Source organism: Microbacterium sp. KU4F, from assembly GCF_056868075.1.
In genome coordinates, this window is record NZ_CP200324.1 from 1,784,880 (window position 1) to 1,803,445 (window position 18,566).

15 protein-coding genes are annotated in these 18,566 nt (G+C 68.4%); 3 read left to right on the forward strand and 12 right to left on the reverse strand.

The window, feature by feature from the left end; all coding sequences use genetic code 11:
* Window position 1 precedes the first annotated feature (1 nt).
* From mmsA to AC1VNH_RS09140, 11 genes are all read right to left on the reverse strand, one after another.
* Window positions 2–1,531, reverse strand: coding sequence for a multiple monosaccharide ABC transporter ATP-binding protein (gene mmsA / locus AC1VNH_RS09090; protein WP_243231070.1), 1,530 nt, complete (start codon window positions 1,529–1,531; stop codon window positions 2–4).
* 75 nt (window positions 1,532–1,606) lie between these two features.
* Window positions 1,607–2,722 (reverse strand): multiple monosaccharide ABC transporter substrate-binding protein, encoded by a 1,116-nt coding sequence (chvE, locus tag AC1VNH_RS09095; RefSeq protein ID WP_483110975.1) that lies wholly within the window; start codon window positions 2,720–2,722, stop codon window positions 1,607–1,609.
* A 204-nt stretch (window positions 2,723–2,926) separates the two neighbouring features.
* Complete coding sequence (locus tag AC1VNH_RS09100; protein WP_483110976.1) at window positions 2,927–4,162, reverse strand: MFS transporter; 1,236 nt, start codon at window positions 4,160–4,162, stop codon at window positions 2,927–2,929.
* Window positions 4,159–5,166: a sugar phosphate isomerase/epimerase family protein gene (locus tag AC1VNH_RS09105; protein WP_483110978.1), complete on the reverse strand. Its 1,008-nt coding sequence runs from the start codon at window positions 5,164–5,166 to the stop codon at window positions 4,159–4,161. Before AC1VNH_RS09105 ends, AC1VNH_RS09100 begins: the two co-directional genes overlap by 4 nt.
* On the reverse strand, window positions 5,163–6,140 hold the full coding sequence (locus AC1VNH_RS09110) for a sugar phosphate isomerase/epimerase family protein (RefSeq protein ID WP_483110980.1): 978 nt from the start codon (window positions 6,138–6,140) through the stop codon (window positions 5,163–5,165). Before AC1VNH_RS09110 ends, AC1VNH_RS09105 begins: the two co-directional genes overlap by 4 nt.
* A 30-nt stretch (window positions 6,141–6,170) precedes the next feature.
* Complete coding sequence (locus AC1VNH_RS09115) at window positions 6,171–7,115, reverse strand: sugar phosphate isomerase/epimerase family protein (protein ID WP_483110981.1); 945 nt, start codon at window positions 7,113–7,115, stop codon at window positions 6,171–6,173.
* A gap of 16 nt (window positions 7,116–7,131) precedes the next feature.
* Window positions 7,132–7,959, reverse strand: coding sequence for a carbohydrate ABC transporter permease (locus tag AC1VNH_RS09120; protein WP_483110983.1), 828 nt, complete (start codon window positions 7,957–7,959; stop codon window positions 7,132–7,134).
* On the reverse strand, window positions 7,956–8,939 hold the full coding sequence (locus AC1VNH_RS09125; RefSeq protein ID WP_483110985.1) for a carbohydrate ABC transporter permease: 984 nt from the start codon (window positions 8,937–8,939) through the stop codon (window positions 7,956–7,958). Before AC1VNH_RS09125 ends, AC1VNH_RS09120 begins: the two co-directional genes overlap by 4 nt.
* Before the next feature lie 7 nt (window positions 8,940–8,946).
* Window positions 8,947–10,257, reverse strand: a complete 1,311-nt coding sequence (locus AC1VNH_RS09130) for a sugar ABC transporter substrate-binding protein (RefSeq protein WP_483110986.1) — start codon at window positions 10,255–10,257, stop codon at window positions 8,947–8,949.
* 36 nt (window positions 10,258–10,293) lie between these two features.
* Entirely contained in the window at window positions 10,294–11,781 is a 1,488-nt protein-coding gene (locus AC1VNH_RS09135; RefSeq protein WP_483110987.1) for a GMC oxidoreductase, read from the reverse strand.
* Between the two features lie 51 nt (window positions 11,782–11,832).
* A complete protein-coding gene (locus tag AC1VNH_RS09140) occupies window positions 11,833–12,939 on the reverse strand; it encodes a Gfo/Idh/MocA family protein (RefSeq protein WP_483110988.1) in 1,107 nt (368 codons plus the stop codon).
* Window positions 12,940–13,054: 115 nt separating this feature from the next.
* Here AC1VNH_RS09140 and AC1VNH_RS09145 point away from each other — a divergent pair, with 115 nt between their 5' ends.
* Together AC1VNH_RS09145 and AC1VNH_RS09150 are read left to right on the forward strand one after the other, a co-directional pair.
* Entirely contained in the window at window positions 13,055–14,251 is a 1,197-nt protein-coding gene (locus AC1VNH_RS09145) for an ROK family protein (RefSeq protein ID WP_483110989.1), read from the forward strand.
* Between the two features lie 77 nt (window positions 14,252–14,328).
* Window positions 14,329–15,573 carry a phosphotransferase gene (locus AC1VNH_RS09150; protein WP_483110991.1) on the forward strand — a complete coding sequence of 415 codons (1,245 nt, stop codon included), beginning with the start codon at window positions 14,329–14,331 and terminating at the stop codon, window positions 15,571–15,573.
* A gap of 1 nt (window position 15,574) precedes the next feature.
* On the opposite strand, the gene treS is transcribed toward AC1VNH_RS09150, so the two are convergent.
* On the reverse strand, window positions 15,575–17,875 hold the full coding sequence (gene treS / locus AC1VNH_RS09155) for a maltose alpha-D-glucosyltransferase (RefSeq protein ID WP_483110992.1): 2,301 nt from the start codon (window positions 17,873–17,875) through the stop codon (window positions 15,575–15,577).
* Between the two features lie 133 nt (window positions 17,876–18,008).
* On the opposite strand from treS, the gene AC1VNH_RS09160 reads away from it, so the two are divergent.
* Entirely contained in the window at window positions 18,009–18,494 is a 486-nt protein-coding gene (locus AC1VNH_RS09160) for a hypothetical protein (protein ID WP_483110993.1), read from the forward strand.
* The last annotated feature ends 72 nt before the right edge of the window (window positions 18,495–18,566 follow it).

The window sequence follows — 18,566 nt, forward strand, 5'->3', positions numbered from 1 at the left end:
GTCAGTTCCTTCCGGCGGTCATGTGCCGCATGAGCGTTTCCTGGGTCGCGTCGGCACGGTCGACCTCCGCCGTGATGCGCCCTTCGGAGATGGTGTAGATGCGGTCGGAGAGCCCGATCACCTCGGGAAGCTCCGAGGAGATGACGATGACCGCCTTCCCCTGCGCCGCGAGTTCGTTGATGATGCCGTAGATCTCGTACTTGGCTCCCACGTCGATGCCGCGGGTGGGCTCGTCGAGGATGAGCACGTCGGGTCCCGTGAACATCCACTTCGAGAGCACGACCTTCTGCTGGTTGCCACCGGACAACCGGCCCGTGATCGCGGCGACGCTGGGCGCCTTGATGTTCATCTTGTAGCGGTACGAGTCGGCGACCTTGTACTCGCGGTAGCGGTCCACGACGCCGAGCCGCGCCAGCCGCGCGAGCGCGGACGCCGAGACGTTGACCTGGATGTCGCCGATGAGGTTCAGGCCGTACTTCTTGCGGTCCTCGGTGGCATAGGCGATGCCGTGGCGGATCGCCGCATCCACCGTCCGCACGTCGATCCGCTCGCCGTTCTTGTAGACCTCACCGGAGATCCCGGTGCCGTACATGCGACCGAAGACGCTCATCGCGAGCTCGGTGCGCCCCGCGCCCATGAGACCGGCGAAGCCGACGATCTCTCCCGCGCGCACCATGAAGGACGCGTCGTCGATCACGACGCGCTCGGTGTCGACCGGGTGGTGCACGGTCCAGTGCTCGACGCGGAACAGCTCCTCGCCGATGTCGGGCTCGCGCGGCGGGAACAGGCTGTTGAGGTCGCGACCGACCATGGCGCGGATGATGCGCCCCTCGTCCGTCTCCGGGTCGTCACGGCGCATCGTCTCGATCGTGCGGCCGTCGCGGATGATGGTGATGCGGTCCGCGATGCGCAGCACTTCCTTCAGCTTGTGGCTGATGATGATGCAGGTGATCCCCTGCGCCCGCAGCTGGTCGATGAGATCCAGCAGATGGGCGGAGTCGTCGTCGTTGAGAGCCGCGGTGGGCTCATCCAGGATGAGCAGCTTCACCTCTTTGGCCAGCGCCTTCGCGATCTCCACCAGCTGCTGCTTGCCCACACCGAGCTCGAAGATCTTCGTCGCCGGGTTCTCCTTGAGGCCCACCCGCGCGAGCAGGGCTGCTGCTTCCCGGTTCGTGGCGTTCCAGTCGATGACGCCCCGCCGCGACTTCTCGTTGCCGAGGAAGATGTTCTCGGCGATCGAGAGATACGGACTCAGCGCGAGCTCCTGGTGGATGATGACGATGCCGGCCGCTTCGCTGTCATTGATCGAGCGGAACGCGACCTGCTGCCCGGAGAGGGTGATCGTGCCCTCGAAGCTGCCCGCCGGGTAGACGCCGCTGAGCACCTTCATGAGCGTGGACTTGCCCGCGCCGTTCTCGCCGCAGATCGCGTGCACCTCGCCGGGGTAGACGTCGATCGAGACGTCGGAGAGCGCCGGCACGCCGTTGAAGGACTTGGAGATCCCCGCCATGCGCAGGATCGGTTCGGTCATGGTGTGTCCCTTCGCCGCCCGCGGGCGACGCTCGAGCGGCGGGGCGGGTGAGACCCGCCCCGCCGCGTGGATGGATCAGAGACCGACGTCGGAGGCCTTGAGGAAGCCGGAGTCGATGAGCTTCGACTGCACGTCGTCCTTCGTGACCACCTCGGGCGTCAGCAGGAACGACGGCACGACCTTCTTGCCGTTGTCGTAGGTCTTGGTGTCGTTGACCTCGACCTCCTTGCCCTGCGTGATCTCCTGGATCATCGTGAACACGCGGTCACCGAGTGCGCGCGTGTCCTTCCAGACCGTCATGGACTGCAGGCCGTCGAGGATGGCCTTGACGTTCGCCTTGTCCGCATCCTGCCCGGTGATGATTGGGTAGTCCGCACCCGCGGTGTAGCCCGCGGACTTCAGCGACGCCTCGATGCCGATCGCGAGGCTGTCGTTGGGCGAGAGCACGACGTTGACCTTCTTGCCGTCGCCGTAGAACGACGAGAGGCGGTTGTCCATCTCGGCCTGCGCCTTGTCGGACGCCCAGCCCTGGATACCGATCGACGCCCAGGCGTCGTCGTTCGCGGGAGCCTTGCCGCTGGGAACGACCAGCTGCCCCTTGTCGACGTAGGGCTTCAGGACGTCCCACGCGCCGGCGAAGAAGAACTTCGCGTTGTTGTCGTCGGGGCTCCCGGCGAAGGGCTCGAGGTTGAACGGCCCCTTGCCGTCTGCAAGGCCCAGCTGGGTCTCGATGTACTGGCCCTGGAGGGTGCCGACCTTGTAGTTGTCGAACGTGGCGTAGTAGTCGACGTTCTCGCTGCCGTTGATGAGACGGTCGTAGGCGATGACGGTGGCGTCCTGCGCCTTCGCCTCCTCGAGCACCGGGCCGAGCGTGGAGCCGTCGATGGCGGCGATCACGAGGATCTTCGCGCCGCCGGCGAGCTGGTTCTGGATCTGGCTGATCTGCTGGTCGGTCTTGTTGTCGGCGTACTGCAGGTCGACGGTGCAGCCGGCATCCTTCAGCTTGGCCTGCAGCTGCTCGCCGTCGTTGATCCAGCGCTCGAGGCTGCGGGTGGGCATCGCGATGCCGACATTGCAGTCGGTCGAGGCCGCGGCGCCGGACGGGTCGTCGCCGCCGCGCGTCGACGAACACGCGGCGAGGCTGACGGCGAGGGCGCCGACCGCCACGGCCGCAAGGAGCTTCTTCTTCATGTGCTGTGCGTTTCCTCTCTGAATCGCAAGGCCGATAGCGGCGCGCCCGCACTGTCGCTGCGGCGGGCTCGGGGCTTCGTCGTCCCGGCTGATGACCGTCGGAATTATGACGGCTCCGTAAAATTAACCACCTCGGCGAATTTTGTCCAGAGGTGCAACATAATTGCGTGGGACCGGTCCCTCGCAGAGGGGACGCGAGGGCCGTCAGGGTGAGGGGGTCCCGGGGATACGCGTCAGTGCACGCCAGCACGAGCAGGCCACCACTACCGTCACGGCTCCGACGGCGCCGTAGGCGACACGGGGGTCGAACGCCTCGGCGAGCGAGCCCACTGCGAGCCCCGTCACGACGTTCGAGCCGGGCAGCGCCATCGCCCAGATACCCATGACGCGGCCGCGTATGGACGGGGGCGTCGCCAGCATGACGAGCGCGTTGGCACGGGCGATGAACCACATCACGACGGCCCCGACGAGCGCCAGCGCGACGAACAGCCTCGGCAGCGTCCACGACAGGGCCGCCGCGAGAACCGCCGCTCCCATAGCCAGGGCGAGAACCCGCACCTCGCGGCCTCGGGGAGTGGTGGGCCCCGTTGCCGAGAAGAACGCTCCCGGCAACGCCCCGAGCCCGAAGGCGACGGCAAGCAGACCGTAGGTGCCGCCGTCGGCGCCGAACACATCCGCCACGATCAGCGGCACGACGACTGCGATGTTGTAACCGGCGGCCGCGCAGACGGCCAGCAACAGCGTCGAGCGAACCGCGGGCGTGCGCGCAGCGAATCCCCATGCCCCTCGACCCGGACCCGCGGGGCCGGGCACCGTCGCCGCCCGAGGAGCGACCCGCAGTCGCCAGAGCACGAGGAGCGAGGGGACGAACAGCAGAGCATTGACCACGAAACACCACGCGGGCTCGGCGAACACGAGCAACAGGCCCGCGACAGCGGGCCCCAGCACCCGCGCGCCGTTGATGATGACCTCGTTCATGCTCACGGCGCTCGTGATGCGCTCGCGACCGACGATGTCGAGCACCAGTAGCTGTCGCGCCGGATTGTCGGCGGCGAACGCCACGCCGTGCGCCAGAGACAGCGCTGCCAGCATCCAGATCTGCAGCGCTTCGCCGAAGGCGAGCCCTGCGAGGCAGGCGGCGATCGCCATCTGCGCGGATGCCGTGACGATGAGCACGGATCGGCGCGGGAACCGGTCGACGAGCGCTCCGATGAACGGTCCCAGTACGAGCGTGGGGACCATCATGCTCGCGGTCACGAGGCCCAGGGCCAGACCATTGCCGCCGAGCTGGACCACCAGCCAGGCGACCGCGATCTGCGACATCGCACCGCCGGCAGCGGAGAGCAGTTGCGCAGCGCTCCAGCGGCGATAGTCCCCGACGCGCAGCGCCGCGAAGGATCGCGCCAGCGCCTCACGCGTGAAGCGTTCCCGCCACCTCACTGATTCCGGAAGGCGTCGTCGAAGGAGGCGGTGGGTGTGGGCCAGAGCAGGCTCCGGACGAACTCGACCGCCTGGGCGGCGCCGTGCAGGCGGTCCATGCCGGCGTCTTCCCATTCGATCGAGATCGGCCCGGTGTAGCCGATGGCCTCGAGCGCACGGAAGGAGTCCTCCCAGGGAACGTCACCGTGACCGGTGGAAACGAAGTCCCACCCCCGGCGAGGATCCCCCCACGGCAGGTGCGAACCCAACACCCCCGCACGACCGTTACGCGGCCGCATCCTGGTGTCCTTGCAGTCCACGTGATAAATCCGGTCCTGGAAGTCCCAGATGAACCCGACCGGATCGATGTTCTGCCACATCATGTGCGACGGATCCCAGTTGAAACCGAACGCGCCGCGGTGATCGATCGCCTCCAACGCCCGCACGGAACTCCAGTAGTCGTACGCGATCTCCCCCGGATGCACCTCATGCGCGAACCGCACACCCTCACCGTCGAACACGTCCAGGATCGGATTCCACCGCGCCGCGAAATCCTCGAACCCGGCCTCGATGACGGATGCGGGAACCGGCGGGAACATCGCCACATACGGCCAGATCGACGACCCCGTGAACCCCACCACCGTGTCCACACCGAGCTTTCGCGCCACCCGCGCCGCCCGCGTCATATCCTCCGCCGCCCGCCGACGCACCCCCTCCGCATCCCCATCACCCCACACGTACTCACGCACGATCGCCTCATGCCGGAAATCGATCGGCGCATCGCACACCGCCTGACCCGCGAGGTGATTCGAGATCGCGAAGACCTGCAGACCGTACCTATCGAGGATCTCCCGCCGCGACGCGACATACGCATCATCCTCATCCGCACGACGCAGATCCAGATGATCACCCGACGCCGCGATCTCCAACCCGTCATACCCCCAAGAAGCCGCAAGACGCGCCACCTCCTCGAACGGGAGATCCGCCCACTGACCGGTGAACAACGTGACGGGATGCGTGCTCATCGCTGGTCCTCCATGTGTGCGGGGGCGGGGTAGTTCTCGGCGACCCAGGCCCAGCTGCGACGCGCGCTGGCGAACGGCTCCATGCTGGGTTTGTCGACCTCGATCAGGACCGTACCGCCGAAGTCGGCGGGAAGCTCGGCGAGCGCCTCGCGCAGGGGAACGTCACCCAGCCCCGGCTCGAGGAAGAAGCGTTGCGCCATGACGTCGAAGTACGGCGTCGGCGTCTCACGGGCCGCGGCGGCGAGCTGAAGATCCATGTCCTTGATGTGGAGGTCGGAGATGCGATCGGCGTGACGCGCCACCCAGTCGACGACCTCCACGCCCGTCCAGGCGAGGTGACCCAGATCCGGGCCCGCCGCGAGCAGAGAGGGCGAAACCGTGTCCAGCACGTACTCGTACTCGTCCTCCGTCTCGATCCAGGTGCCGACGTGGTTGTGGAGGGCGGGGGTGACCCCTTCGGCGACGAGGACTTCGGCGGCCTCACCGATCACGTTCGCGACACGGTCGAGTCGGGCGGCGTCGTACGCGTGGCCGATGGCCGCCGCCTCGTCGATGCGGGGGCGCCCCGGCGCCATGTCCGCGGCGAGGAAGATGCGGTCGAGGCCCATGAACAGAGATTCCTCGGCGCGACGTCGGATGCCGTCGAACCATCGGAAATGGTCGTCGTCATCCATCCCGAAGCGTCGGCCGAACTCCTCGGGCAGGCCGATATGCACGTAGCCGGGGGTGACGCGCAGCCCCGACTCGGCGACCACGCGAGCGTAGCGCTGCAGGGTCTGGGTGGGCAGCACCTCGAGCATCACCGCAGAGAAGCCGGAATCACGCACCTGCTCCAGCACCGCCGGCTGGCGGGAGAGGAAACGGGGGCGGTCGAACTCCCAGCCGACACTGCCGGGCTCGCCCGACGCATCGCCGAGCGACACGGTGATCCACTGCAGGGTGTTCAGCGAGAAGTGGTCGCGTGTGAGCGTCATCGTCGTTCCTTTCTTCTGCTCTCGCGGCGTCTAGGCCGTGATCTCGGCGACCCAGCGGGCCGTGTGACGGGCGCTCTCGACCGGATCCATGCTGGCACGGTCGACCTCGACGATGACCCAGCCGTCCCAGCCGTCGGGCAGCTCCTCCAGCACGCCCACGAGATCGATCCCTCCGAGCCCGGGCTCGAGGTAGAGCCCGAGATCCGTCGCCCGCTCGTAACCGATGCCCTCCAGGCGACTGCGGCGGGCGAGGTCGAGGTCGAGGTCCTTGAGGTGCAGGTCCTGCACGCGGTCGCCCCACCGCGCGAGAGTGCGCCTGGCGTCGATGCCCGCCCACTCGAGGTGACCGATGTCGAAGGCGGCACCGAGGCGGGAGGAGTCGATCGCGTCGAGCACCTGCTCGATCTCCGGTTCGGTCTCGATCCAGGTGCCGACATGGTTGTGCAGACCCGGTCTGATGCCCTCGGAGTTGAGCACGTCCACCGCCTCGTCGATCACGTCGATGAGCTCGTCGAGACGATCCTGCGAGAAGTCCGCGCCGACCGCAGGCCGGCGCCAGCGCACAGCGGTCTGATCGACCTCCGCAGCGACGAAGATCGTGCCGAGACCGGCATAGTTCGATTCCTCCGCTTTGCGGCGGACGCCGTCGAACCAGTGGATGCGCTCGAAGCTGCCGCGCTCGAGTCGCCTGCCGTGATCGCCGGGCAGCGGGATCTGCACGTATCCCGGAGCGAGGATGAGGCCGGCGTCTCGCACCATGGCTGCGTAGTTCTGCAGGGTCTGAGTGTCGAGGACCTCCATCATCGTCGCAGCGAAGCCTGCCCGGCGGATCTCGCGCAGGACATCGGGATACTCGGCGACGAAGGCCGGGTCCGCGAAGCGCCAGAGGCTCGCGCTGTCGGGATCGGTGGGATCCGCCTTCACATTGATCCACTGGATCGGGTTGAGGGCGAACTTGAGGTCTTTCAGCGCCATGCGGGATGTCCTTTCGTCACTTCAGTCCGGTGGCGGCGACGCCTTGGATGAAGTACTTCTGCAGGAAGAGGAAGAGGATGAGGATCGGCAGCAGGACGACCATCGCGCCGGCCAGCAGGAGCCCGAACGAGATCGTGTTCGAGGCTTGGGATGCGACGGACAATCCGACCGGAGCCGTGTAGGTCGACTGCGACTGCGCGACGACGAGCGGCCAGAGGAAGTTGTTCCACGAGGTCAGGAAAGACAGGATCGCCACGGTGGCCAGGCCCGGCCCGGTCAGGGGCAGGAAGACCCGGAAGAAGATCCGCGCCTCGCCCGCGCCGTCCAATCGCGCCGCCTCCATGAGCTCGAAAGGCACGCTGTGGGCGAACTGGCGCATGATGAACACGCACAGCGGAAGGATGAGCACGGGCAGGATGATCGCGACCAGCGAGTTGACGAGCCCCATCTGCACGACGATCACGAACTGCGGCACGAAGAGCGCGACGTAGGGCACGATCATCGAGGCGATCACGAAGGGGAACACCAGGCCCCGTCCGCGGAAGCGCAGCTTCGCGAGCGCGTAGCCGGCCATCGCGCTGAAGAGCACGTTGCCCACGATCGCGACGGTCGACACGATGATGCTGTTGATCATGTAGGTGCCGAAGCCCCGGTCTGCGAACAGCTGGATGTAGTTGCCCACCTGCAGCGACTCGGGGAACCAGGCTCCAGGGGAGGCGAGGAACTCGGCCTGCGTCTTGAAGGATCCGAAGAGGACCCAGACGAAGGGCAGCAGCATGAACACCGTGATGACGGCGAGCGCGGTGTAGTTCAACGCCTGACGCGTCGGCGAGATCGTTTTCAATGTTTCGGCCTCAGGATTCGGAACTGGACGATCGCGACGATGCCCACCAGCAGGAGCAGGAGCACCGAACCGACCATCGAGGCGGACACGTTGCCGAACCCGAACTGCTCGTAGACCCAGACCGCGATCGACTTCGTGGAGCCCAGCGGACCGCCCTTGGTCAGCAGGTAGGGCTCTTCGAAGATGTTGAGGAAGGACACCGTCTGCAGCACCGTCACGAGCAGGGTGGTGGGGCGCAGCAGCGGCAGAGTGATCGACCACAGGCGACGCCACGGCCCCGCACCGTCGGTGGATGCTGCCTCGTAGATTTCTTCGGGAATGGCTTGCAGGCCGGCGAGGAAGAGGACCATGCAGGTGCCGGTGGTCCGCCAGACGCCCATCATGACGACGGTCGTGACCGCCCAGCCCGGGTCGCCCAGCCAGTTTGGGGCGGGCAGGCCCAGGTCGATGAGGGTCGTGTTGACGGGGCCCGTGATCGAGAACGCGTACTGCCAGATCACGGCGGCGGCCACGATGTTGGTGATGACAGGGACGTAGGCGGCGGCGCGGAAGAAGTTGCGCAACCGGCGGATGCCGTTGTTCAGCATCAGCGCGAGGGCGAGCCCCATCGCCATGCTGATCGGCACGCACAGCACGACGAACAGCACGGTGTTGAAGAACGCACTCTGGAATCCGGGATTGCCGATGACCGCGGCGAAGCCGTCGAGACCGGTGAAGTCGACCGCGAACGGATCGCGGATGTCACGGGCCGAGATGTCGGTGAGGCTCGCCGCGACGGCGAGCACGGCGGGAATGGCCGTGAACACCAGGAAGAGCGCGAGGAAGGGTGTGAGGAAGAGCCACGCCGTCGTGGTCTCCGCCCGCGAGCCTTCGCGCACCTTCCGGCCGCCTCGAAGACGGTTCTGGCGGGGCCCGGCCCCTCGGAGGCGTCGCGATGACGCCTCCGAGGTGACCAGGGTGCGAGTGGCGGTGGTGGACATGGGCGGATCAGTCGCCCATCCCGATGGACTCGGCCTGGGACTGCGCCTCGTCGAGCGCGTCCTGAGCCGAGGCGCCGCCCCGCACGACCTTCTCGATCTGCTGTCCGATGACGGTCGCCACCTGTGTCCAGGTCGGGACCTTCGGCAGCGTCACTCCGGTCTCGAGCCCCGCCTGCACCGTCTGCAGCAGGCGGTCGTCGGCGAGCGCCGGGTCGTTCCACGCGGCCTTGACCGCCGGCATGTTCTTGAAGATCTGGAACCACTCGACCTGGCTCTCCGGCTGCGACATGAAGCGTGCAAACTTCCACGCGGCGTCCTTGTTCTTCGAGTCCGAGGGGACGAACCAGCTGCCGCCACCGACGGTCGTCGCGGCGTCGCCGCCGGGACCCACGGGCATCGTGCTCAGCGACAGGTGGCTGTCTGCCCACCCGGCGCCGTTCGCATCGTCGAACCAGCCGACGAACCAGGGCCCGCCGTCGATGATCGCCGCGTTCTTACCGGTCGACGTCCACGACACGGTGTCGAGGAAGGCGGGACCGTCCGGCGAGGCGAGGCCGTCCTTGATGAGCCCTGCCCAGTAGTCCAGCGCCTCGACGTTCTCGGGCGAGTTGATGGTCCATGTGGACAGATCGTCCGAGATGAAATCGCCGCCGTTCTGCTTCGAGAAGGTGAGCAGCTGACGCGCCGTGTAGTCGTCGTAGGCGACGTACAGAGCGAGCGGATACTCGACGCCCGAGGCCTTGAGCTTCTCGCCGAAGGTACGCAGGCCGTCCCAGTCGGTCGGCGCCTCGGCTCCCGCCGCCTCGGCGAGGTCCGTGCGATAGATGACCATGTCCGCATAGGCGTACCAGGGCACGCCGTAGGCGACGCCGTCGTACACCGAGTTGTCCCAGATCACCGGGAAGAAGTCGTCCGGGTCGACGAGTCCGTTGGGAACGGCATCGAAGCCGCCCGTCGAGATGAGCGACGCCTGCGTCTCCGTGAAGGCGTAGATGAGATCGGGAACGGTTCCGGCGGTGATGGCCGCCGTCATCTTCGACGCGAACTCCTCCGCGGGGATCTGCGTCATGTTGATCTTGACGTCCGGGTTGTCCGCCGTGAACTTGTCGAACATCTGGGGCAGCTCCGCGCCATCGGCGCCCTGCGTCCAGATCTCGATCGTGCCGGTCGCCGGCCCGTCGTCGACGGTGACCGACTCGCCGCCGCCGGCGGCGCCCGCGTCACTGCGGCCGCATCCGGTCAACAACAGTGCGCTGGATGCCACCAGCGCGATTCCGAGCATCGTCGCCCGGTGTCGCGAAGAGAGGTGGATGTGCATCGCGATCATCTCCTTGGTTGGTTGGGTGTTACGGGGTCAGAGGGAGGCGGCCAACGCGCGCGCGATGCGCACCGAGAGCGTGGCACCGGTCAGCGTCGAGTTGCAGGTGAGGGCGGTCGGGATGACGCCGTTGCCGGCGAGGAAGAGATTCTCGAAGCCCCAGACACGGCCGTCGGTGTCGACGACACTGGTGCCGTCGTCGTCCGTGCCCATCCGGACGGTGCCGGTGTAATGCAGCGAGGCGCCGGGAGGCTGGACGGCACGATCGTCGGTCGGGAAGTCGCCGATCACCGCCGCCGCCGCCCGCTGCACCTCCTGGGTGCGCCGGATCTGCTCGAGATCGGCCTCGGAGTATGAGAAGTGCACGGTCATGTGCGGCATGCCCAAGGCATCGGTCAACTCGTCCGAGAACTCGATCCTGTTCTCGGCACGGATCTCCGTCGCGCAGTAGAAGCCCACGCTGATCTTGTGCCGTCCCTCGAAGACCCGCTCCATGAGCTGACCGTGCGTCGGGCGCGCGGCGCCGATGGACGGGCTCCAGAGCGAGGCGATGAAAGGCTCCCCCGGGGCCGGCGTGGCGATGTCGGCATCGGTCAGGCCGAGACGAGCGGCGTCGATGTCGACCTCGCCGTCGACCGTGGCGTGCTCGTTGAGGAAGGCTCCCAGCGGTGCCGGGCGGATGCCGGATGCCCACAGCAGCTGCGGCGTGCGCAATGCGTCCGCGGCGACCAGCACCCGTCTCGCCTGCACGGTGGATTCCTCGCCGGTGACCAGGTCGCGATACGACAGCCCCGTGACGCGGGCACCGTCGCGATGGATGTGGTGCACGAGCACGCCGGAGCGCAGCTGCACGTTCGGCACGCTCGCGTCGAACACGAAGGGCGCGATGTCCCGCGGACCGGTGCGAGCGAACGGCCGGCCCGCTCGGGGCACGCCCGCCATGGGCATGTAGCCGGCTTCTCGAGCGGGATCGGGGCTTGGTACGGCTCGACGGACGGCTGCGATCAGGGGCTCGGTGAAAGGGTTCCCGGGAACGAGAGGTCCCACGTAGGTGCGCAGCAGGCGTCGTGCCGTCTCGAGGTCGTCGTCCCACTCGTCGCGGTCGATGAACGCCGGGATCTCCTCGGCGTAGGGCCACGGCGTCGCGGCGGTCCAGTGCACGCCCATCCCGCCGATGTTCCATGACACCGAGGCCCCCGGGAACGCCGCGAAGTTGTGGCCGAAGAAGGCCGCGGGGAACACGCCGGACGACTCGGGGTCCCATCCGTCGCCCTCGATCGCGCTCATCGAGACGGCATCCTTGACGTACTCGATCTGACGCGCGCGGCGCATGAGGTCGTCGTAGGACGCGTTCATGGCGGTCTCGTCGGCTTCTACGAGATGCTCGCCCGGGACGTCGGTGATCTCACGCCCGGCCTCGAGCACCAGGATCGTGGCATCCGGGGCCGCCTCGTGCACCTGACGGGCGATGATCGCGCCGTTGGGTCCGGAGCCCACGATCACGAGATCGAAGTTGTCGGTCATCTGTGTTCCTCTTCTACGGTGAATCAGGAAGCTCTGCTCGAGTGGGCGAGCTCAGTCCACGGGGGTGTCGACCCAGCGTTCTTCCGCCGCCGCGGTCAGCACCGCTTCGGTGAGCTGCGCAGCGCGCACGCCGTCGTCGAAGCTCGGCAGCCCCTCCGGCCGTTGCCCTTGGATCGCCGCGTACACGTCGGCGACGAATCCGTTGAAGGCGTCCTGATAGCCCTGAGCGTGGCCCGCAGGGACGCGGGAGAACCGCGACACCCCGGGCTGCGCGGTCTGCGGGTCGCGGAGCAGCTGTCGGTTGCCCTCACGGTGTCCCAGCCACAGCTCTTCGGGCCGTTCCTGGTCGAATCGGATGCTTGCCCGAGCCCCGTGGAGCTCGATGGTCAGCGCGTTCTTACGGCCCGCAGCCATCTGAGACACGAGCAGCGTGCCGATCGCCCCGGAGCTCATCTCCACCAGGATCGAGACGGCGTCCTCGTTGGTCACGGGACGACTGCCACGCTCTGCGAAGACGCGGCGGGTGCGCGCGGTCAGCCGCACGATCCGCTCTCCCGCGATGAACTCGAGGAGGTCGCACAGGTGCGAACCGATGTCGGCGAAGGCGCGGGAGGGGCCGCCGTCGGCGGCACGGGCACGCCAGTCGTCATCGCCCGGGAGCAGCATCCAGTCCTGCAGGTACCCGCAGTCGACCGTCAGCAGATCGCCGATCTCGCCGGCGGCCACCCGGGCCCGGGCCTCGCGCACCATCGGGTGATAGCGGTAGACGAACGGAACGGCGGCCACGATCCCGCGCTCGCGCGACGCGGCTGCCAGCGCTCGCGCATCCTCGACGGTCGTCGCGAGCGGCTTCTCGCAGATGACATGCTTCCCGGCGTCGATGACGCGCAGTGCATACCCCGCGTGCGTCGCGTTGGGGGTGCAGACGTGCACGACGTCGGCATCGCTGGCAAGGACCTCTTCGATATCCCGAGCGGGGCGTTCGATGCCGAGTTCGCGCACCGCGACCGCCGCACGCTCCGCCGTCGAACTCGCCAGGATCGCCGTCGCAGCCCCCGCCGCTCGCGCGGCCCGGCTGTGAACGGCGGCCATGAAGCCCCCGCCGAGGAAGCCGGATCGGAGGGTGCCGATCTCGAGGCTGGTGACGTCCGTTGTCATGTCGGCGATTCTGACACAGACCAAGCATCTTTTGCTAGTGATCTGTCAAAAGTCGCATAACGGTCCGGTAAAGCCCGAGGAGACCTCCGCAAAACACGTGTGGTTTACTACCCCTATGACGGACGCGGGCAGAGCCCTGGGGAGCGCTCCCGCCGGCGCCGGCGACATCTTCCAGCTTCTTCTGGACGGTCACGCGCGCACCAAAGCAGACCTGGTCCATCTCACGGGCCTCGCCCGCTCGACCGTGTCGTCGCGCGTGGACGCGCTGCTGGCCTCGGGCCTGGTCTCCCCTGCCGGAGAGGCGGCGTCGACCGGCGGGCGACCACCCTCTCGCGTCGCGTTCAACCCGCGCGCGGGTCTCGTGCTCGCGGTCGATCTGGGAGCCTCCCACGCCACGATCGCCGTCTCCGATCTGAGCGGTCGGATCCTCGCTTCGGTCACGCATCCCATGGACATCGCCAGCGGACCCGTCACCGTTCTCGACCACGTCGCCGAGCAAGGCACAGCACTGTTGCAGGATGCGACTCTCGCCGCCATTCCTCTGGCGGGCGTCGGGATCGGCGTCCCGGGTCCGGTCGAGCACTCGAGCGGTCGTCCGTACAACCCGCCGATCATGCCCGGCTGGGATCGCTTCGACATCCCCTCCTACATCCGACGCACGTTCGACGTCCCCGTCTTCGTCGACAATGACGTCAACCTGCTGGCGCTCGGCGAGCAGGCGGCGAGCTTCCCCGAGACGACGGATCTGATCTTCGTGAAGGTCGCCACGGGCATCGGCGCGGGAATCATCGCGGGTGGACGCCTGCAGCGCGGCGCCCAGGGCTCCGCGGGCGACATGGGTCACGTGCGCGTGCCTCACGCGAGCGCGTCGCGCGGCCGTCGCTCGGAGGAACTCGACCTCGAGGATCTCGCCAGTGGGAGTGCGATCGCGGCCACGCTGCGCGCCCAAGGGGTCGCGGCCGACACGAGCCAGGACGTGATCGAGCTCGTCCGCTCCGGCAACGCGGCCGCCATCGATGCCCTGCGTCAAGCCGGACGGGACGTCGGCGAGGTTCTCTCGGCGGTCGTCAACCTGCTGAACCCCTCCGTCATCGTGCTCGGCGGAAGCATCGCCCGCGCCGGGGAGCACCTCCTGGCCGGCGTGCGCGAGGTGGTCTACCGGCGCTCCATCCCGCTCGCCACCCAGCACCTGGCGATCGTGCAATCGCCCACCGCCGAGCGCGCGGCGGTGCTCGGCGCGGCCATGCTCGTCGTCCGCGAGGTGCTCTCTGCCGAGAACGTCAACATCCGGGTGGCGCAGGCCGCGGAGTGAACGGCTCGCGTAAGCCCTGAGGGCCGCGCGCGTCCAGCCCTTTTCTCGAGGGACGGCCAGCCACCAGGGTGGACAGCGTGGACATCACGGATGAAGTCGGCACCTGGGTGGCGCAGCAGCGGTGGTATGCCGGAAAGAGCCATGAGCCGCGCTTCCGCGTGCTCGATGCCCAACCCGCCCCGGCAGCCACCCGCTACCTGCTGATGGACGACGCCGGCACGCTCCCGGCGCTGTACCACGTGCCCGTCGGCGTCGTCTCGCACACGACCGAGGGCGACGACGTGATCGGCCGGACGGTCGACGGGCTCCTCGTGGATGCGGCGCGCCAGAGCGCGTTCGCGATCGGCACCCTCGAGGCCATGGGCGTCGACGTGAGTCGCGTCACAGGGTCGCGGGTGCTGGCCGTCGAGCAGTCCAACACCTCGATCATCTTCGAGGAAGACGGCCAGCCGTCCATCATCATGAAGCTCTTCCGCACCCTCCACCACGGGGAGAACCCCGACGTCACCGTGCAGCGGGTGCTGAGCGCCGCCGGGTCGCCGTACGTCCCCCGGTTCTACGGCAGTCTGGATGCCGAGTGGCCGGACGTGGGGCGCGAATCCGGCGTCGCGCGCGGCACGCTCGCGTTCGCGCAGGAGTTCCTGCGCGGGGTCCGCGACGGCTGGTCCGTGGCGCTGGAGGCGGCGCGGGAGGGGCGCGATTTCACCGAGGCGGCGCACGATCTGGGGACCGCCGTCGCCGGGGTCCACGGCGCCCTCGGCGCGACTCTCGGCGCATCCGCACCCGACCCGGACGCGGTCGCCGCCGTCGGCGTCGCCTGGCGGCGGCGACTTCGGATCGCGGCGGCAGAGGTTCCCGCGGTCGCCGACCGCCTTCCGGCGATCGAGGCCGTCTACCGCGCCGCACTCGAGCGGACGTGGCCTCACCTGCAACGCATCCACGGGGATCTGCACCTCGGTCAGGTGATCGCCGTACCGCACGGCGGCTGGCGCCTCGTCGACTTCGAGGGGGAGCCGCTGCGCCCGATGACCGAGCGGGCGATCCCCGATCTCCCGCCGCGCGACGTGGCGGGCATGCTGCGCTCGTTCGACTACGCGGGAGCGGTCGGCGAGGCCCCGGGTGCGGCGGCGTGGTCCGCCGCCTGCCGCAGCGCCTTTCTCCAGGCGTACGCGAGCACGCCGGGTGCGGTCGCGCTCGATCCCGTGCTCCTTCGAGCCCTCGTGCTCGACAAAGCCGTCTACGAGTCGGTCTACGAGGCGCGCAACCGCCCCGATTGGCTTCCCGTGCCTCTCTCCGGGATCGACGCGGCCCTGGTCGACTGACTCAGTCGGCCTCCGGCTCGGGATCGGGCGCACGGAGCATCAGGAACCGCGCGCCGTAGGCGGGCAGCGACACCGAGAAGCTCTGCAGGTCGTCGACGCGCCCCGCATCCTCCCCCGTTGCGGCGTCCGTCACGTCGCTCTGCGGCACGAGATGCTCCGAGCGCACGGTTCCGACGATCGGCTCCGCGGAGAAGTTCAGGACGGTCACCTGCATCGGCGCATCGGCGGCCGCATCCCCGTTGTCGAGTCGGTGCACGAGGACGAGCATGGCCGCGTGCGCCACCTCGGGCACGTCCACCTGGGTCGCCGTCGCGATGCCCGATTCCCGCCGCAGGTCGAGGATGCGGGCGAGGCGACTCGCGAACGAGTCGGGATCGTCGAGCTGCGCGGGCAACGGGCCGTAGAGCGCGCGGCCGCGCGGCATTCCCGCCGCGGACCGGGTGGCGGCGGGATCGGCGTCGAGCAGGTCGTGCGCACCCCGTTCGATCCAGCGCGTGTCTCCGGCGGAGATGAGATCGGCGACCTCGTCGGCGGGGACGGTCAGCATTCCGACCAGATCCCAGCCGGAGAGGGCGAAGACACCGGGCTGCCAGGCGTTGTACGCGCAGAGGAGCAGGTGGGCGTCGCGGATGACCGGCACGTGCTCGTCGCGGACATCGTCGAGACGCTCGATGCCCTGCGTCGCCGCGATCAGCGACGCCGTGGTGCAGGCGATTCCGTTCTGCGTGAAGACGCGGTTGTAGTCCGCGGTGCCCGTGAGGTGCTCGGTGAGCTCGGCGCGAACGAGCTCGGCCAGGTCGCCGCCTGAGACCTCATGTCCGCGGAATCGGTAGAGATCGTCCGCGTGACGGGTCGCCCAGTGGACCAGCTCGTAGGTGAGCTCGTCGTGGTTCTGGAGCCCGTGGACGAGCTGCACCGGCGCGACGCCCAGCTCCAGAGACGAGGTCAGTGCGAGCCGCAGGAACTCGGTCTGCCCCGTGGCGAGCGCGTGGTGGTAGCCGGGGCGCCCGATGAAGTCGTACGAGAGGTCAGCGCCGACGGCTCCCGTGTCGCGGATGTCCTCGATCGTCAGGTTGAGCTCCTGGAAGGTGAAGCCGCCCACCTTTCGCACCATGCCCGCGATGATGTGGTTCGCCGCGTGCGAGAGCGGGTGCCCCTCGGACCATGCCGGCAACCCCTCTGCGCTCTTCTCCACGCCGAGGAACCCGTTGGCATCCAGACGCAGCGCACTCGTACCGAGTTCCCCGAGCGAGTGCAGGGCATCGCCGATCACGAGCCGCATCCCCGCGAACGTCGGATCCAGCCAGTTGATCGAGGGCTGCCCCTGCTTGAAGTAGTGCAGGTACACCCAGCGCCGGGTCGCGCCGTCGGGGCCGATGACGGGCGCGGTGGTGCTCCAGTTGGTCTCCTTCACCCCCGGCGTGTAGAAGATCACGCGCTGCAGGGCCCCGATGATGTAGCCGCGCTCCGCCAGCTCGTGCTCGGTGGCCGGGTCGAGGTTCACGCTGTCGACGCCGTCGGGTACATCCGGCAGCAGCGACCAGTCCTCCCGCGGGATCTCGACCATGTGGTAGATGCCCGGGTAGTCCTTGAAGCCCATTTCTGCGAGGCGGAAGTCGGCCCCCTTGCCGGTGTGTCCGGGAACGATGTCGTCGATCACGCTGCCGCCGTACGCGTCGGCGACGTCGCAGAGGGTGCGGAACTCGTCCTCGGTTCCGAAAGCGGGGTCGATCGCCGTGCTGATGCGGTCGAAGTGGCCGTCGACGCTCGGGGTCTCCCCCCATCCCGCGATGCCGCCGGCGCGTTTGACGGGGCCGGTGTGGATCGCCGTGATCCCGATGCGTTCGAAGACCGCCCACAGCTCCTCGTCGCCGAGAGCCGCGAGGAAGGACTGGCCCGGTCGGGTGATGAGCGAGATCGGATACGCCGTGAACCACACGTCGCTCGTGGCGATCGCCCGGCGCGCGTCGGGGCGGGCGTAAGGATTGCGCCACATCGCGGGCTGGCCGGACAGCTGCCGCGCCAGGACGTCCGCGTCCTTGAGCATCGACTGCCGCACGAGCCACTCGACGTAGGACGGGTTCGTACCGTTGGCGGTGCGCGGGTCGGTGCGGATGCGGCGCACACTGCCGCCGCGGAACTGATCCCGCGGGCGCAGCCGCCGCGGACGCGCCGGGTACCGCTGTTCGTCGTAGCTGATCTCGGATGCCTCGAGCTCGCCTTCCCCGGCCTCCGCGGCCATCTTGGGCAGGTCGATGGGACCGGTGTAGAGGTCTTCGGGCCGGTGGTCGTCGCGCGCCATTCCTCCACGGTAGAGATTCCGCCCGCTCGCCACGAGCACTGGCGCGTATCGCGCAGAACAACTATGGATGCGCGCCCGCATGGATTCCGTCTACGAGAGCACCGGCTGCCCCGGCGCGGCGTAGACCGTGAGCATGACACTCACGTCTCTGCTTCCGACACTCCGCGACAGCATCCCCGCGCCGCTCGAGGAGAACGCCTGGCCCGCCGGCACGCACGCATCCCCGCGCGACGTCGTCATCTCCGGGGTGTCGATGCTGCGGCTGAACGAGATCTGCGCCACGCCGTGCATCTTCTCGGGTGCCGCCGTCATCCCGTTCTCGGGAGGGACGGCGTCATCGACCGAGACGGTGACGGTGATCGTCTCGACGGTGACGGGCCTCGACGCGACCGGGGCGTGTCTCGACGCGTGTTTCGATCTGCATCGGCCGACCTGGAGCGAGGCGCGTCTGCTGGGCCGCGTCTCCCACGCGAGGGAGATCGCGCTGGATCTGCGCGGTGTCGACGGCGAGAGCACGCGCGTCCGCCTCCCCGGCGACCTGCAGCCCGGTGATGTGCTCGCCGTGCCGTGCGCCGGCTGTTTCAGCGTCGGCGACGTGCGTGCCGACCGCGAGCGGTGAGTCGGATGCTGTTCGCCACCATCGTCCACTCCCACCGCTGTGCACTCATGGCGGCGACGGCCGAGCATTCCG

Excerpts from the sequence above, each read along its gene's own strand:
- AC1VNH_RS09110 (WP_483110980.1), bottom strand. The coding sequence starts at position 6,140 with ATGACGCTCACACGCGACCACTTCTCGCTGAACACCCTGCAGTGGATC.
- AC1VNH_RS09135 (WP_483110987.1), bottom strand. The coding sequence starts at position 11,781 with ATGACCGACAACTTCGATCTCGTGATCGTGGGCTCCGGACCCAACGGC.
- treS (WP_483110992.1), bottom strand. The coding sequence starts at position 17,875 with ATGGCGCGCGACGACCACCGGCCCGAAGACCTCTACACCGGTCCCATC.
- AC1VNH_RS09130 (WP_483110986.1), bottom strand. The coding sequence starts at position 10,257 with ATGCACATCCACCTCTCTTCGCGACACCGGGCGACGATGCTCGGAATC.
- mmsA (WP_243231070.1), bottom strand. The coding sequence starts at position 1,531 with ATGACCGAACCGATCCTGCGCATGGCGGGGATCTCCAAGTCCTTCAAC.
- AC1VNH_RS09140 (WP_483110988.1), bottom strand. The coding sequence starts at position 12,939 with ATGACAACGGACGTCACCAGCCTCGAGATCGGCACCCTCCGATCCGGC.
- AC1VNH_RS09105 (WP_483110978.1), bottom strand. The coding sequence starts at position 5,166 with ATGAGCACGCATCCCGTCACGTTGTTCACCGGTCAGTGGGCGGATCTC.
- AC1VNH_RS09160 (WP_483110993.1), top strand. The coding sequence starts at position 18,009 with ATGACACTCACGTCTCTGCTTCCGACACTCCGCGACAGCATCCCCGCG.
- chvE (WP_483110975.1), bottom strand. The coding sequence starts at position 2,722 with ATGAAGAAGAAGCTCCTTGCGGCCGTGGCGGTCGGCGCCCTCGCCGTC.
- AC1VNH_RS09125 (WP_483110985.1), bottom strand. The coding sequence starts at position 8,939 with ATGTCCACCACCGCCACTCGCACCCTGGTCACCTCGGAGGCGTCATCG.
- AC1VNH_RS09115 (WP_483110981.1), bottom strand. The coding sequence starts at position 7,115 with ATGGCGCTGAAAGACCTCAAGTTCGCCCTCAACCCGATCCAGTGGATC.
- AC1VNH_RS09145 (WP_483110989.1), top strand. The coding sequence starts at position 13,055 with ATGACGGACGCGGGCAGAGCCCTGGGGAGCGCTCCCGCCGGCGCCGGC.